A 12,900-nucleotide genomic window follows, 5' to 3' on the forward strand; every position below is an offset into this window, starting at 1 on the left:
CCCGGCGGGGCACCGCGTCCGGCGCACCCGCCCGTGGCGGCCCGTACCCGGGCGGGCCGGGGCCCCGGCGGACGCGCACCCCGTCGCGAGCGTGCGCGAGTGGACCCGCGAGCGGGCGGGGACCCGCGCTCAGTGCGCGTCGCGCAGCCAGTCCTTGTAGTGCGTCGGCGCGAGGCGGGCGTCCGGACCCGCGATCAGGACGTCGCCGTTGACGGCCGCGAACAGGCCCGCCTTGTTGTCCGTCACGACGGTCCGGCGGTCCTCGCGCGCCTCCAGGGTCACCCGGCCCAACTCGTCGAGGGCGAAGACGTCCGGGCCCGCCACGTTGCGTACGCCCCCGAGGGGGGCTCCGGTGCAGACGTCGACCACCGCGTTCACGACGTCCGCCGCGGCGATCGGCTGGATGGGAGTGTCGGGCAGGTGCACGCTGGTGGCGTCCGAGGTCCAGGACAGGGTCGCCTCCATGAACTCGAAGAACTGGGTCGCGCGCACGATCGAGTACGGCGTCGGCCCCTGCCGCAGCAGTTCCTCCTGCAGGTTCTTGGCCCGGTAGTAGTCCAGCTCGGGCACCCGGTCCACGCCGACGATCGACAGGATGATCTGGTGGCCGACGCCCGCCCGCTCGCCCGCGGCCAGCAGGTTCGTCATGGAGGTGCGGAAGAAGTCCAGGGACGTGCTGTCGAACGTCGGCGAGTTCGCCAGGTTCACCACGGTCTCCGCCCCGTTCAGGGCCTGGTCCAGTCCCTGGCCGGTGAGCAGGTCGACGCCGTTGGACGGCGAGGCCGGCACCGCCCGGTGCCCGGCGGCGATCAGCTTCTGCACCACCTGGGAGCCGATCAGCCCGGTACCCCCGATGACTGCGACCTTCATGGCTGACACCTTTCACGGCGCACCGCCGGGCGCGCCGGGTCGTGGAGAACGCGTCCCCAAACTCGGATCTCTCTTGTCCGAGACAATAATCGGATATTATTTGTCCGAGTCAATGGCGGGGAGGGTGACGGCGTGAAGTTGTCGGGCGGGGTCGAGTGGGCACTGCACTGCTGCGTGGTCCTGACGACGGATCCGGGCCCCGTCCCCGCGGCCAGACTCGCGGAGCTGCACGACGTCTCCGGCAGCTACCTGGCCAAGCAGCTGCAGGCCCTCTCCCGGGCCGGGCTGATCGGTTCCGTGCAGGGCAAGGCCGGCGGGTACGCCCTGACCAGGCCGCCCGCGCAGATCACCGTCCTCGACGTCGTGGAGGCCGTGGACGGACCCCGACCGGCCTTCGTATGCACCGAGATACGCCGCCGGGGGCCGCTCGCCGCCCCGCCCGAATCCTGCACGCGGCCCTGCGCGATCGCTCGGGCGATGGCGGGCGCCGAGGCCGCGTGGCGCGCCGCGCTGCGGGAGATATCCGTCGCGGACCTGGCACGCGACGTCGAGGAGGACTCCGGTCCCGGCGCGCTGGCCGGCGTCCGCGACTGGCTGGCCGGCCCCGGAGGCCCGCCCGGTGCGGGTACGGCCCGGAGCCTTTGAAGCACCCCGTAGGGCCCGCTCCTCCCTCACACGTGCCGGACCGGCTTTTCCGGCGCGCCCGCGCCGCCGTGTTCCGGCCCCGCCCGGCGTCCCGGCCGTGGGCCGTGCCCCAGCCTCCGGCCCGGGGACCGGGGGCCTCGCACGCATGGCCCCCCGCGCGAACCGCGCGCCGTCAGCGGCGCGCCGAACCGCCTGCCCCCGTCGGGCGAGCGCAACCTCAGGCGGGCTGGCGCAAGCGCTCCACCGCCCCGGCCGAGTTGGTCCCGCCCCGGAGATCCGCACGCAGCCGCAGGGCGATCCCCTCCCGCAGGCCCCAGGGGCACACGGGCAGTTCGCCGATCCGGGCCGCGTCCATCAGCGCCTCGGCGAGCAGGGCGCCCGCGAGGATGTGCGGCGCGCGAGCCCGGGAGACCCCGGGGCGTTCCGCCCGCTCCTGCCACGTCATCGCCGCGAGCTCCGGCAGGGCGGCGCGCAGCCGCCGGAGGTCGAGCACCGGGTCCACGCCCGGCGCGGCCCCGTGTTCGCCGGGCGTGGTCGCGCCGCCGGACGCCGCGAGGCAGGCTGCCTCGTCCGCCGTGGCCGCGGCGAGCTGGGCGAAGACCCGGGAGGCGCCGAGGAAGGCCGTCCCGTCCGGAACCCGGCCGAGGGAGTCGAGCAGTGCGGGCATCTCGCGCGCGAGGCGCCGCCGCAGCCGGGCCACGTCGCGCGGGGACGGGGGATCGCCGGGCAGCGCGGCGAGAGTGAGGCGGCGCGCCCCGAGCGGGGCGGAGACGAGGTTGCGGGTGCGCGGGCCCGTGCCGAGGGCGAGTTCGAAGGTGCCGCCGCCGATGTCCGCGACCAGCAGGGGCTCCTCGGAGCCTGGTCTTCGCCAGGCCCGCGCCCCTTCGTACGTGAGCCCCGCCTCCTGGCGCGGGGTCAGGAACCCGAGCCGGACGCCGCTCGCCTCGGCCACCCGGGCCAGCACCGCGTCCCGGTTCGGCGCGTCACGGACCACGGAGGTCGCGAAGGCCACCATCTCGTCCGCCCCGTGCCGGGCGGCCGTGTCCGCGGCCCGCCCCACCGCGCGGACCAGGCGCGCCATCGACTCCTCCCGGATCCGCCCGTCCGGTCCCACCTCGCGCGAGAGCGAGACCTTGTGCTTCACCGTCACCGACTGCCGGGGCGGCCGCTTCCTGCGCAACTCGACGACATCCACATGGGCCGACGTCGAGCCGACGTCCACCACCGCGACACGCCTCATGCGGCTCACCTCCTCCGGGCGACCGGGAACCGAAACGCCCCATTCTCCCGCCGTTCACCCGCGCCTACCCGCAGTTCACCCGTTGGGACGGCCCGCAAGCATGCGATCTTCGACACACCCGGCACGGGGTACACGGCCGGATCCGGCCTCTCCGGCCCGCGGGCGGCCGCCCCACCGGGCCGGTCCGCGCCCGTCTCGCGTCACCGGGCGCGCCCGGTGATACTGGGCCTCGCCGATGCCGATGCCGATGCCGGATGCCGGATGCCCGGCGCGCGGCCCTCGGCCGCGGCGCCCGAGCCGACCCCGTCCGAACCCCGACCGAGAGGGAGTCCACCGTGAGCGTCCAGCCCGCCGACCCCGTCGTCGCCCGTTTCGTGACCGCCCTCAACGCCGGGGACAAGGAGGCGTTCTTCGCGCTGCTGACCGACGACGCGACGATGTCCGACGACGGCAGCGAGCGCGATCTGGGGGAGTGGACCGACCGGGAGATCTTCTCCTCCTCCGGCCACATGGAGGTCGTGTCCCAGTCGGACGGCGGCCGTTCGTTCGTCGCGGACTACTCCAACGCCACGTGGGGGCAGATGCGGACGCGCTGGTCGTTCACCGTGCAGGGCGACCGCATCAGCCGTTTCGAGACCGGCCAGGCCTGACGCCCGCCGGGGAGGAATCCGGCCCGGTCCAAGATCCAGGCCCGGTCCAAGACCCAGGCCCGGTCCAAGACCCAGGCCGGGGCCGGCCCGGGGCCCGGCGCGGTCCGGGGCATCGAGGTCGCGACCGCGCCTTCGAGCACCACCGGGCGCTACCGGGCGCGTCCGTCGCGCCCGGCGCCGGCCCGCCTACCCGGCGACCGACGCCCGCAGGGACGCCAGCGTCTCCGCGTAGAGCGTCTCCTTGATCCCGCCCCGGACCGGTACCGACTTCGCCGCGAGCGGCCGGGCCAGCTCCACCGCGGCCGCGAGCACCTCGTCGGCGCCCGCCACCGCGTCCACGATGGCGAGGTCCCGCGCCTGCCGCCCTCCGTAGCGCCGTCCGGTCGTCATCGCCTCGTGCGCCACGGCCGGCGTCAGCCGTGCGCGCAGCAGGTCGGACATGCCCCGCTGGAACGGCAGGCCCAGGTCGACCTCGGGCAGGCAGAAGTAGCCGCGGTCCGCCCGCATGACCCGCAGGTCGTGCGAGAGCGCCCACATGGCCCCCGCGGCGAACGTGTGGCCGTTCAGGGCGGCCACGCTCACCACCGGCGAGGCGAGCGTGCGGGCCAGCAGCGCCTGCACCCGGTCCAGGTAGGCGACCTGGTGCTCGGGATGGGCCAGCAGCCATTCCAGGTCGAGCCCGTTCGACCAGAACTTGCCGCTGCCCGCCGTCACCAGCGCCTTCGGGCCCTCGGCCGCCTCGACCTCGTCGAGAGCCGCCTCCAGGGACGCCAGCCGGTCGGGAGTGAACCGGTTCTCGTCGTCCGGGTCCAGATGCAGGACGAAGACCTCGCCGTCCCGTTCGAGCTCGGGCATGTGCCGCTCCAGTCGCAGAAGTAGGGAGGACGTCCGTCGAACGCCCGACCGAAGCGTCCCCCGTGGCCCGGGCGCGGCACACCCCTCCGTCGGCGGCGGCCGGTGCGAGATCGATCACTCCGCACGAGGAGGGGCCTGCGGACGGGCCGCGCCCGCCCCTCCGCGACCTCGTGCGGCCATCGGCCCGGGGCGCGTAGCCCGGACGGCCCGCCCGGCTGGCCGGGGCCGCGGGGCCGGGGTCCACTGGTGCCGTCAGCCGTGCCCCGGACCGCGTGACGGCGGCAGCCCGGCGCGCGGTCCTCAGGACCCCGGAGCCATCATGTCGTTCCCGCCCCGATCCGCCACGGCGCGGCTCGCCGCCGCCGCCGCGCTCGCCGCCGGCATGCTCGGACTCGCCGGCTGCTCCGACGACGGCGGGGGCGGCGGAGGAGGCAACTCGACCTCGGCGTCGGCGTCGGCGCCCGCCTCCGCGTCGGCCACGAGTCCGGCGCCGTCGGCGGGCGCGGCGGCCATCACGATCGACAACTTCACGTTCATGCCGTCGAAGCTGACGGCGAAGGCAGGCGCCAAGGTCACGGTGACCAACAAGGACTCGACCGACCACACCGTGACCGCCACCGGAAGCGGCACCTTCGACACCGGTCACATCGCGCCCGGCAAAACGGCGACGTTCACCGCGCCGAACAAGGCCGGCTCCTACCCGTTCGACTGTTCCATTCACCCCTTCATGAAGGGCACACTCACGGTCAACTGAGGGAGCCGCCATGACACGTGACACCCACTTGGGACGCATCCCGCGCGGCATCGCACGAGTGCTGGCAGCAGCCGGCCTCGCCGCCGACGCCTATCTGCACGTCTATCTCGCGGACCGTTACGACGCCGTCAGCGAGAGCATCAGCCAGGGCACGCTGTTTCGTATCGAGGCCGCGCTCGCCGGGGTCGCCGCCCTGCTGGTCCTGGTGTGGCGCCGCCTGTTCGTCGACCTGTTCGCCTGGGCGGTGGCCGCGGGCGGTCTCGCGCTGCTGCTCATCTACCGCTACTACGACGTGGGGACGCTCGGCCCCTTCCCGGACATGTACGAGCCGATCTGGTACCGCGACAAGACGCTCACGGTGGTCGCCGAGGCCGTCGCCGTCGTCGCCACGGTGTTCCTGCTGCTGTACCGCCCGGGCCGGGGCCGGGCCCGGTCCGGAGGGCACGGCAGGCACGCCTCGTACTGAACGGAGGGCCGAGGGCCCGGGCCCGGCGGAAGCCCGCCCGGGCCGTCCGGCCGGACACCGGCCCCGCGCCGGCCGGCCGCTCGTCCGGGTGGTCCGGCCGCTCACCCATTCCGAACCCGTCCGACCCGTCCGACCCGTCCGGCACGACCGGACGGGTCGCCGTCGTATCCGCCTCCCGCGGCCCCGCGCGCCCCGAGCCGCGGCCCGGGCCCCGCGCACCCGCGGCCGCCCTCCGTCGCTCTCCCGCGATCGCCTGCCCGGAAGGGGCGAGCAGGGCCGGCCCGGGGAGGCCGGCAGGTCCCACGCCCGGGGTGGCGCCGAAGGGCCGTACCGTTCCCGTTCGGTAACGTCCTCGGGACAGTCCGGGAGGTGCCCCGCGGAGTAGTGTGAAGTCGTCGGCGACAGGGGGTCGCCGGCCATCTCCGGCCGTGGCCGGGCAGGCGGGTTGAGGTGGGACGACGCTCGATGACCGAGAATGACGACTCGTCGGCGAGCCCCGTCGGGGCGATCGGCCGGATCACGGTGCCGATCCCGCAGGACGGCTTCGGCGAAGTACTGGTGGCCGTACGGGGCGGGTCCGAGGCCTACGCGGCCTGGTCGGACGAGCCGATCGGCAGACACATCCGGGTGCTGGTCACGGAGTGCATTTCGGCGCGCTCCGTGATCGTCGAGCCTCTTCCCTCCTGACCACCGACCACCGCTTTTTGCGACAGGAGTCTCTCATGTTGTTCTGGCGTGTACCCGCGCCCAACGAGGCGATGCTCATCTCCGGTTCGAAGCGGCGGCGGGAGGACACCCAGTTCCGCATCGTCACCGGCCACGGCAGCTTCGTCCTGCCGGTCAAGCAGCGGGCGCGGATGCTCTCACTGGCCCTGCGCGAGGCGGAGATCGCCGAGGAGTGCGTCACCCAGCAGGGCATCCGGCTGACCGTGCGCGCGGTCGCCGTCTTCAAGGTCGGCGACGACGCGGTGTCGATCGCCAACGCGGCCCGCCGGTTCCTCACCGAGCAGCACCGCATGGAGGAACTCGTCGGCCGGATCTTCGCCGGCCACCTGCGGTCCATCATCGGCGGACTCACGGTCGAGCAGATCATTCGCGAGCGCGACCGGGTCTCGCAGGAGGTCAAGGCCGGCAGCCACAGCGAGATGGAGAAGCTGGGCATCGTCGTCGACGCCCTGCAGATCCAGGAGATCGTGGACAACACCGGCTACGTCGACAACCTGGCCGCACCGCACGCCGCCGCCGTCGCGAGCCAGGCCCGCATCGCCGCGGCCCGCGCCGACCAGCAGGCCGCGGAGCGCGAGCAGGAGGCCGCGGCGCTCAAGGCCGCGTACGAGAGGGACACGGCGATCAAGCGCGCCGGGTTCCAGGCAGAGACCGAGCAGGCGGCGGCCCGCGCGAGCCAGTCCGGACCGCTCGCCGAGGCGGAGGCCTCGCACCAGGTCATCGAGGCGCAGACCGCGCTGGCCGAGCGGCAGGCCCGGCTGGCGGCGCAGCGGCTGGAGGCGGAGGTCAGGCGGCCGGCCGACGCCGAGGCGTACCGGCAGCGCACCCTCGCCGAGGCGAACCGCGACCGCGCCAAGGCGGAGGCGGACGGCCAGGCGTACGCCGAACGGACCCTCGCCCAGGCCGAGGCGGACGCCAACGCGGCCCGTGCCGAGTCCCTGAAGAACGGCAACCAGGAGGTCATCGCGGCCAACCGGGTCGTCGAGGTGCTGCCCGAGCTGGCGGAAGCGGCCTCCCGCGGCCTGCAGGGCGCCAACCTGACCGTCCTCAACGGCACGGAAGGGCTCAACGAGATGGTCGCGGGGCTCGTCAGCCAGGGCATGGCCATCCTGAACACCCTGCGCGCCCAGAACGGCGGCGGCGCCTCCGGCAACGGCGGCTCCGGCGGCGAGAGCGCCCAGGGCAACGCGCTGGAGTCCGGCGAGGCCGCGCAGAACGTCAACGGCTCCGTCCCGGCCCGCCGGGGCGACGCCGGCTGACGCGGACCGCGCGTCAGGGGCCGCCGGCGGATCGCCGACGGCGCTCGCGGTCACCACCACGGCAGGGGCCCGGCGTTCGCGCCGGGCCCCTGCCGTGTGCGCCGCTGCCCGGGTCAGTCGCTCCGCTCGCCCGTCACGATCATGCCCAGGGTGACGAGCCCGAGGACGACCCAGCCGAACCAGAGCCAGCCGCTGCTGCCGAGCGCCACGGTGTACGCCGTGACGACCACCAGACCGGCCACCGTGACGACGCCCATGCTCTTCGTGGATCCGGACACCTGTGTCCTCCTCCCGGCTCGACGGTGCCCCCATCCTCACCCGAGCCGGGGCCCCGGCGCTACCGGCTCCGGGTCTGGAGCGACGCCAGGTAGGCGTTGTACGCCGCGAGCTCCTTGTCGCCGTCGCGGTCCGCGGCCCGGTCCGTGCGCACGGCCTGGCGCTGGTCCGAGCGGTACCACTGGAAGACCAGGGCGATCAGGACCAGCACCGAGGGCACCTCGCTGAAGCCCCACGCGATGCCGCCCGCGGCCGTCTGGTCGGACAGCGCGTCGATCCCGAGCGAGGCCGCGGGATGGTCGTACGTCTTGATCATCGGCTGGCTCGCCATCATCAGCGCGATCCCGAAGAACGCGTGGAACGGCATGCCCGCGAACAGCTCCAACATCCGCATCAGGTGCCCGGAGCGGTGCGGGCCCGGGTCGACGCCCATGATCGGCCAGAAGAACAGCAGGCCGACCGCGAGGAAGTGGACCATCATCAGGATGTGCCCGCCCTCGGAGCGCATCAGGAAGTCGAAGATCGGCGTGAAGTAGAGGCCGTACAGGCTGGCGATGAACACCGGGATCGTGAACGCCGGGTGCGAGATCACCCGGACGAACCGGCTGTGCAGCAGCATCAGCAGCAGCTCGCGGGGGCCCTTGCGGCCGCGTCCCAGCACCGGCAGGGTCCGCAGCGCCAGGGTCACCGGCGCGCCGAGCAGCAGCAGGATCGGCGCGACCATGCTGATGATCATGTGCTGCACCATGTGCACGCTGAACATGACCATGCCGTAGTCGTTGAGGCCCGTGCACATCGTCACGGCGACCATCAGGACGCCGAGCACGTACGCGATGCTCCGCCCCGGCGACCAGGCGTCGCCCCGGCGCCGCAGCCGCAGCACACCCCACCCGTACAGGACGATCCCGAGCGAGCAGCAGACCAGGAAGAAGGGGTCGGACGAGTAGGAGAACGCCCTGCCCAGCGTGAACGGCGGCAAATCCATCATCATGCCGTGCATGCTGTGATCCATCCGCGTACTCCTGGGGGCGTGATTCGTACCTGATGTCCGCCACCAGACTAGAACCGCCCCCGGCCGCCGGTGCGCGCGGGGGCGGCCCGGCGTGACGCGCCGGGAACACGCGGCCCCGCGGGGCCCCACGACCCGTCAGGGAAGCCGGACCCCGACGGCTACAGGACGCACTCGGCCTCGGCGTACCGCTCGGCGGGGACCGTCTTGAGCGTCTCGACGGCCTCCGTGAGGGGGACCATGTCGATGTCGGTGCCGTGCAGCGCGGTCAGCATGCCGAACTCGCCCCGGTGCGCCGCCTCGACGGCGTGCCAGCCGAAGCGTGTCGCCAGCACCCTGTCGTACGCCGTCGGGGTGCCGCCGCGCTGGACGTGCCCGAGGATGACCGGCCGGGCCTCCTTGCCGAGCCGCTGCTCCAGCTCGACGGCGAGCTGGCCCGCCACCCCCGCGAAGCGCTCGTGGCCGTAGATGTCGGTGCTGCCCTCGTCGAACTTCATGGAGCCCTCGCGCGGCTTGGCGCCCTCCGCCACGACGACGATCGCGAAGCGCTTGCCCGCCGAGAACCGCGCCCCGACCACGGCGCTGAGCTCCTCGATGTCGAAGGGACGCTCGGGCACCACGATCGCGTGCGCGCCGGCCGCCATGCCCGAGTGCAGGGCGATCCAGCCGGTGTGCCGGCCCATGACCTCGACGATCAGCACCCGCTGGTGCGACTCGGCGGTGGTCTTCAGCCGGTCGAGGGCCTCGGTCGCGACACCGACGGCCGTGTCGAAGCCGAAGGTGACGTCCGTGGACGCGATGTCGTTGTCGATCGTCTTCGGGACGCCGACGATCGGCAGGCCCGCCTGCGACAGCAGGTTCGCCGCCTTGAGGGTGCCCTCGCCGCCGATCGGGATGATCACGTCGAGGCCCAGGTCGGCCACGTGGCCGCGGGCGCGCTCCACCCCTCCGCGCAGGTGCGCGGGCTGTACGCGGGAGGAACCGAGAACGGTGCCGCCCAGGGCCAGGATGCCGCTGACGGCGTCAAGGTCGAGCTTGCGGTAGTCGCACTCCAGGAGGCCCTTCCAGCCGTCGTGGAAGCCGATGACCTCGTCGCCGTGGTCGACGACGGCACGGTGGACGACGGACCTGATCACCGCGTTCAGACCGGGGCAGTCACCGCCGGAGGTGAGGACACCAATTCGCATGGCCCGGACAACCTTTGCAACGTGGGAGGGGCGAGGGCCGGACCCCGTCGTCCGGTCTGATCGCCGCCACCCTACCGGCGCCGGGGGCCGACTCCGAACCCGGCGTCCGCCTGCTGGACAGGCGGCCGCCGGATCCCGCTCAGATGGCGAATCTCCTGCTCAGGAGGGGTGCGCCGGGCCCGCGCGCGACCGCTCAGGTGCGCGGGGCCACCGCTCAGCCGGGCCGCCGCGGGGGCGGCCCGGCTCAGGCCGGCTGGACCGCCGCGTTGATGCGCTCGTTGCGCAGCGCGTCGTACCAGCGGTCGTCGACCGGCGGCAGTGCGTTCACGTCGAGGGCCAGCTTCAGCAGCAGGTCGGCGATGTGCGGGTTGCGCGCCATCACGGGCCCGTGCATGTACGTGCCGAAGACGGTGTCGTTGAACGCGCCCTCGGTGCCGTCGCCGGTGCCGTTGCCCCGGCCCAGCCTGACCCGCGCGAGCGGGCGGGCCGACGGGCCGAGGTGCGTGATGCCCTGGTGGTTCTCGAAACCGGTCAGCGGCGGCAGGTTCAGCTGCGGGTCGATGTCGCCGAGGACGTCGCCGACGCAGCGCTCGCCCTCGCCGCGCGTCGAGACGACGTCGAGCAGGCCGAGCCCCTGCTCGCGCTCGCCGAGGTCGTTGACGAATTCGTGGCCGAGGATCTGGTAGCCCGCGCACACGGAGAAGACGATCGCGCCGTTGGACACGGCCCGGTTCAGCCCGCCGTCGCGGCGCAGCCGCTCGGCGGCGAGCCGCTGCGGCCGGTCCTCGCCCCCGCCGACCAGGTAGATGTCCCCGGACGTCGGCACCGGCTGGTCGCTGCGCACGTCCACCCGGGAGACGTTCAGCCGGCGCTGGCGCGCCCGGCGCTCCACGACCAGCGCGTTGCCCTGGTCGCCGTACGTGCTCAGCAGGTCGGGGTAGATCCACACCAGCCTGAGGCTGCTGTCGCTCATTGCTCGCTCGTTCCTCTCGTAAGCCCGGCGGGGCGCTGGATCAGTTGCCGACGCGGCGGCGCAGGTCCTGGAAGGCCGTGTAGTTCGCGATGACCTCGATGCGGCCGGGGGGCGCGTACTGCACGGCCTCGTCCAGCGTCTCGCAGACGCGGAAGGTCAGGCCGGCCACCTCCAGCCGGACGGCGAGGTCCAGCTTGCGGTCGCCGAGGACGAAGATCGGGTGGCCGGACAGGCGCGTGTAGTCCACGTCCCAGAGCCAGGACGTGTCGGTGCCGTCGGCGCCGCGCGCGTTGACCGAGAGGATGACCGGCGTCGGCGGCGGGTCGATCAGCGAGAACGTCTCGAGCCAGCCGGCGGGGTTCTTCGCGAGCAGCAGCCGCAGGTCGCGGCCCTGGAAGGACACCACGTCGTAGCGCCCGGCCACCGCCTGGACCTGGTACATCCGCTGGAGCGCGACGCCCGGCGGCACACCGAACGTCGCGGCGACCGCCGCGGACGTCGCCGCGTTCGCCTTGTTGGCGCGGCCCGGCAGCTGGAGGTGGATGGGCCACGCGGACCCGTGCGGGTCCAGGACGTGGTCGTCGCGCAGCGCCCAGCTCGGCGCGGGACGGCGGAAGCCGCACTGGGCGCAGAACCAGTCGTCGCCGGGCCGCTGCATCACGCCGCCGCACGAGGGGCACGACCAGGCGTCGTCCTTCCACTCCTGGCCCGCGGCGACCCACACCACGTTCGGGGACGACGAGGCGGCCCACACGATCAGCGGGTCGTCGGCGTTGGCGATCACGACCGCCTTGGTGCCCGCCAGGCCCTCCCGCCACTTCTCGGCGAGCATGCGGGTCTCCGCGGCGCGGTCGAGCTGGTCGCGGGAGAGGTTCAGCAGGGCGATCGCCTTGGGCGTCGTGTCGCGCGCCACGCCCGCCAGGTACTTCTCGTCCACCTCGATCACGCCGAACTGCGCGTCCGAGCCGCCCGCGAGGGCCGAGGTGATGCCCGCGGGCATGTTCGCGCCCAGCGCGTTCGACACCACGGGCCCGGCGGCGCGCAGGGCCTCCGCGATCAGGCGTGTCGTCGTGGTCTTGCCGTTCGTCGCGGACACGAGGATGACGTCGAGGTGCTGCGCGAGGCGGCGCAGCAGGTCGGGGTCGAGCCGGAGCGCTACCTTCCCGCCGATCACCGATCCGCTGCCGCGCCCGGCGGCGCGCGACACCGCCGCCGCGGCCTTGCCCGCCGTCACGGCCAGCTTCGCCCGCGAAGGCAGCGGCTCCGTGTTGCCTGCCATCGTCCCTGATCCTCCTCGCGTCGGTCGTGGGTCAGCCTATCGAGATCCGGCCACGGCCCAGAACCGCGGCACGGCAGCCGCCACCGCGCTGAACACGGCGATCATCCGGACCGTACCCTGACGGTCATGCGAAAGCGTCCGATCCCCGGCAGCGGTGGGCGCGTACGAGCCATGCGGACGCTCGGCGATCCCGTGCTGCACGCCCCCTGCACCCCGGTCACCGACTTCGGCCCGGCCCTCGCGGACCTGGTCGAGGACCTGTTCGCGACGATGTACGCCGCACGGGGCGTGGGTCTCGCGGCCAACCAGATCGGTGTTCCGCTCCAGGTGTTCGTGTTCGACTGTCCGGACGACGAGGACGTCCGGCATGTCGGCCATCTGGTCAATCCGCGGCTCGTCACGGCCGAAGGGGTCGTGGTCCGGGGCCCGGAGGGCTGCCTGTCGCTGCCCGGCCTGGAGGCCGGCACCGAGCGCTACGACCGCGCCGTGGTGGAGGGGCTCACCCGGGACGGCGCCCCGGTCCGCGTCGAGGGGGAGGGGTTCTTCGCCCGCTGCCTCCAGCACGAGACGGACCATCTCTCCGGCGGCGTCTACCCGGACCGGCTCAGCGGCCGCCGCAGGTCACGGGTGCTGCGGGCCGCCGCGCGGGCGCCCTGGGGCGCGGTCGGCGGCGCCGAGTCGCCCGCCCGGTAGCCCGCGGGCGCACCGGGG

The 12,900-nt window shown here is 73.8% G+C and carries 15 protein-coding genes; 7 read left to right on the plus strand and 8 right to left on the minus strand.

Features of this window, described 5'->3' with window-relative positions; genetic code table 11:
• Window positions 1–129 precede the first annotated feature (129 nt).
• Window positions 130–870, minus strand: a complete 741-nt coding sequence (locus L1885_RS13585) for an SDR family oxidoreductase (protein ID WP_235797343.1) — start codon at window positions 868–870, stop codon at window positions 130–132.
• 132 nt (window positions 871–1,002) lie between these two features.
• Here L1885_RS13585 and L1885_RS13590 point away from each other — a divergent pair, with 132 nt between their 5' ends.
• Window positions 1,003–1,515, plus strand: a complete 513-nt coding sequence (locus L1885_RS13590; RefSeq protein WP_235797344.1) for an RrF2 family transcriptional regulator — start codon at window positions 1,003–1,005, stop codon at window positions 1,513–1,515.
• Window positions 1,516–1,732: 217 nt separating this feature from the next.
• On the opposite strand, the gene L1885_RS13595 is transcribed toward L1885_RS13590, so the two are convergent.
• Complete coding sequence (locus L1885_RS13595) at window positions 1,733–2,755, minus strand: Ppx/GppA phosphatase family protein (protein ID WP_235797345.1); 1,023 nt, start codon at window positions 2,753–2,755, stop codon at window positions 1,733–1,735.
• Window positions 2,756–3,090: 335 nt separating this feature from the next.
• Here L1885_RS13595 and L1885_RS13600 point away from each other — a divergent pair, with 335 nt between their 5' ends.
• Window positions 3,091–3,405, plus strand: coding sequence for a nuclear transport factor 2-like protein (locus L1885_RS13600; RefSeq protein WP_235797346.1), 315 nt, complete (start codon window positions 3,091–3,093; stop codon window positions 3,403–3,405).
• A 186-nt stretch (window positions 3,406–3,591) separates the two neighbouring features.
• Here L1885_RS13600 and L1885_RS13605 read toward each other — a convergent pair whose 3' ends face one another.
• The gene (locus L1885_RS13605; RefSeq protein WP_235797347.1) at window positions 3,592–4,260 is read right to left on the minus strand and encodes an enoyl-CoA hydratase-related protein; all 669 of its coding nucleotides are present in this window, start codon (window positions 4,258–4,260) and stop codon (window positions 3,592–3,594) included.
• Between the two features lie 319 nt (window positions 4,261–4,579).
• Here L1885_RS13605 and L1885_RS13610 point away from each other — a divergent pair, with 319 nt between their 5' ends.
• The 4 genes from L1885_RS13610 (at window position 4,580) to L1885_RS13625 (ending at window position 7,465) form a co-directional block, all read left to right on the plus strand.
• Complete coding sequence (locus tag L1885_RS13610; protein WP_235797348.1) at window positions 4,580–5,014, plus strand: cupredoxin domain-containing protein; 435 nt, start codon at window positions 4,580–4,582, stop codon at window positions 5,012–5,014.
• 10 nt (window positions 5,015–5,024) lie between these two features.
• Window positions 5,025–5,480 (plus strand): hypothetical protein, encoded by a 456-nt coding sequence (locus L1885_RS13615; RefSeq protein WP_235797349.1) that lies wholly within the window; start codon window positions 5,025–5,027, stop codon window positions 5,478–5,480.
• 465 nt (window positions 5,481–5,945) lie between these two features.
• Entirely contained in the window at window positions 5,946–6,167 is a 222-nt protein-coding gene (locus L1885_RS13620) for an NfeD C-terminal domain-containing protein (RefSeq protein ID WP_235797350.1), read from the plus strand.
• A 35-nt stretch (window positions 6,168–6,202) separates the two neighbouring features.
• Window positions 6,203–7,465, plus strand: a complete 1,263-nt coding sequence (locus L1885_RS13625) for an SPFH domain-containing protein (protein ID WP_235797351.1) — start codon at window positions 6,203–6,205, stop codon at window positions 7,463–7,465.
• Window positions 7,466–7,578: 113 nt separating this feature from the next.
• Here L1885_RS13625 and L1885_RS13630 read toward each other — a convergent pair whose 3' ends face one another.
• From L1885_RS13630 to L1885_RS13650, 5 genes are all read right to left on the minus strand, one after another.
• Window positions 7,579–7,743, minus strand: coding sequence for a hypothetical protein (locus L1885_RS13630; RefSeq protein ID WP_235797357.1), 165 nt, complete (start codon window positions 7,741–7,743; stop codon window positions 7,579–7,581).
• A 59-nt stretch (window positions 7,744–7,802) separates the two neighbouring features.
• Window positions 7,803–8,753 (minus strand): cytochrome c oxidase assembly protein, encoded by a 951-nt coding sequence (locus L1885_RS13635; RefSeq protein ID WP_235797352.1) that lies wholly within the window; start codon window positions 8,751–8,753, stop codon window positions 7,803–7,805.
• Window positions 8,754–8,911: 158 nt separating this feature from the next.
• Window positions 8,912–9,937: a 6-phosphofructokinase gene (locus L1885_RS13640; protein ID WP_235797353.1), complete on the minus strand. Its 1,026-nt coding sequence runs from the start codon at window positions 9,935–9,937 to the stop codon at window positions 8,912–8,914.
• A 244-nt stretch (window positions 9,938–10,181) separates the two neighbouring features.
• The gene (locus tag L1885_RS13645; protein WP_235797354.1) at window positions 10,182–10,910 is read right to left on the minus strand and encodes a type 1 glutamine amidotransferase; all 729 of its coding nucleotides are present in this window, start codon (window positions 10,908–10,910) and stop codon (window positions 10,182–10,184) included.
• A gap of 40 nt (window positions 10,911–10,950) precedes the next feature.
• Window positions 10,951–12,189: a MurT ligase domain-containing protein gene (locus L1885_RS13650; protein ID WP_235797355.1), complete on the minus strand. Its 1,239-nt coding sequence runs from the start codon at window positions 12,187–12,189 to the stop codon at window positions 10,951–10,953.
• Window positions 12,190–12,315: 126 nt separating this feature from the next.
• Between L1885_RS13650 and def the strand changes: the two genes are divergently transcribed.
• Window positions 12,316–12,882, plus strand: coding sequence for a peptide deformylase (gene def / locus L1885_RS13655; RefSeq protein ID WP_235797356.1), 567 nt, complete (start codon window positions 12,316–12,318; stop codon window positions 12,880–12,882).
• Window positions 12,883–12,900: the final 18 nt, after the last annotated feature.

The organism is Streptomyces fuscigenes (genome assembly GCF_021556455.1).
GTDB lineage: Bacteria > Actinomycetota > Actinomycetes > Streptomycetales > Streptomycetaceae > Streptomyces > Streptomyces fuscigenes.

What these genes read in the sequence shown, in the direction of transcription:
- L1885_RS13650 (WP_235797355.1), bottom strand. Translation starts at nt 12,189, where the DNA reads ATGGCAGGCAACACGGAGCCGCTGCCTTCGCGGGCGAAGCTGGCCGTG.
- L1885_RS13595 (WP_235797345.1), bottom strand. Translation starts at nt 2,755, where the DNA reads ATGAGGCGTGTCGCGGTGGTGGACGTCGGCTCGACGTCGGCCCATGTG.
- def (WP_235797356.1), top strand. Translation starts at nt 12,316, where the DNA reads ATGCGAAAGCGTCCGATCCCCGGCAGCGGTGGGCGCGTACGAGCCATG.
- L1885_RS13610 (WP_235797348.1), top strand. Translation starts at nt 4,580, where the DNA reads ATGTCGTTCCCGCCCCGATCCGCCACGGCGCGGCTCGCCGCCGCCGCC.
- L1885_RS13645 (WP_235797354.1), bottom strand. Translation starts at nt 10,910, where the DNA reads ATGAGCGACAGCAGCCTCAGGCTGGTGTGGATCTACCCCGACCTGCTG.
- L1885_RS13640 (WP_235797353.1), bottom strand. Translation starts at nt 9,937, where the DNA reads ATGCGAATTGGTGTCCTCACCTCCGGCGGTGACTGCCCCGGTCTGAAC.
- L1885_RS13635 (WP_235797352.1), bottom strand. Translation starts at nt 8,753, where the DNA reads ATGGATCACAGCATGCACGGCATGATGATGGATTTGCCGCCGTTCACG.
- L1885_RS13605 (WP_235797347.1), bottom strand. Translation starts at nt 4,260, where the DNA reads ATGCCCGAGCTCGAACGGGACGGCGAGGTCTTCGTCCTGCATCTGGAC.
- L1885_RS13620 (WP_235797350.1), top strand. Translation starts at nt 5,946, where the DNA reads ATGACCGAGAATGACGACTCGTCGGCGAGCCCCGTCGGGGCGATCGGC.
- L1885_RS13625 (WP_235797351.1), top strand. Translation starts at nt 6,203, where the DNA reads ATGTTGTTCTGGCGTGTACCCGCGCCCAACGAGGCGATGCTCATCTCC.
- L1885_RS13585 (WP_235797343.1), bottom strand. Translation starts at nt 870, where the DNA reads ATGAAGGTCGCAGTCATCGGGGGTACCGGGCTGATCGGCTCCCAGGTG.
- L1885_RS13615 (WP_235797349.1), top strand. Translation starts at nt 5,025, where the DNA reads ATGACACGTGACACCCACTTGGGACGCATCCCGCGCGGCATCGCACGA.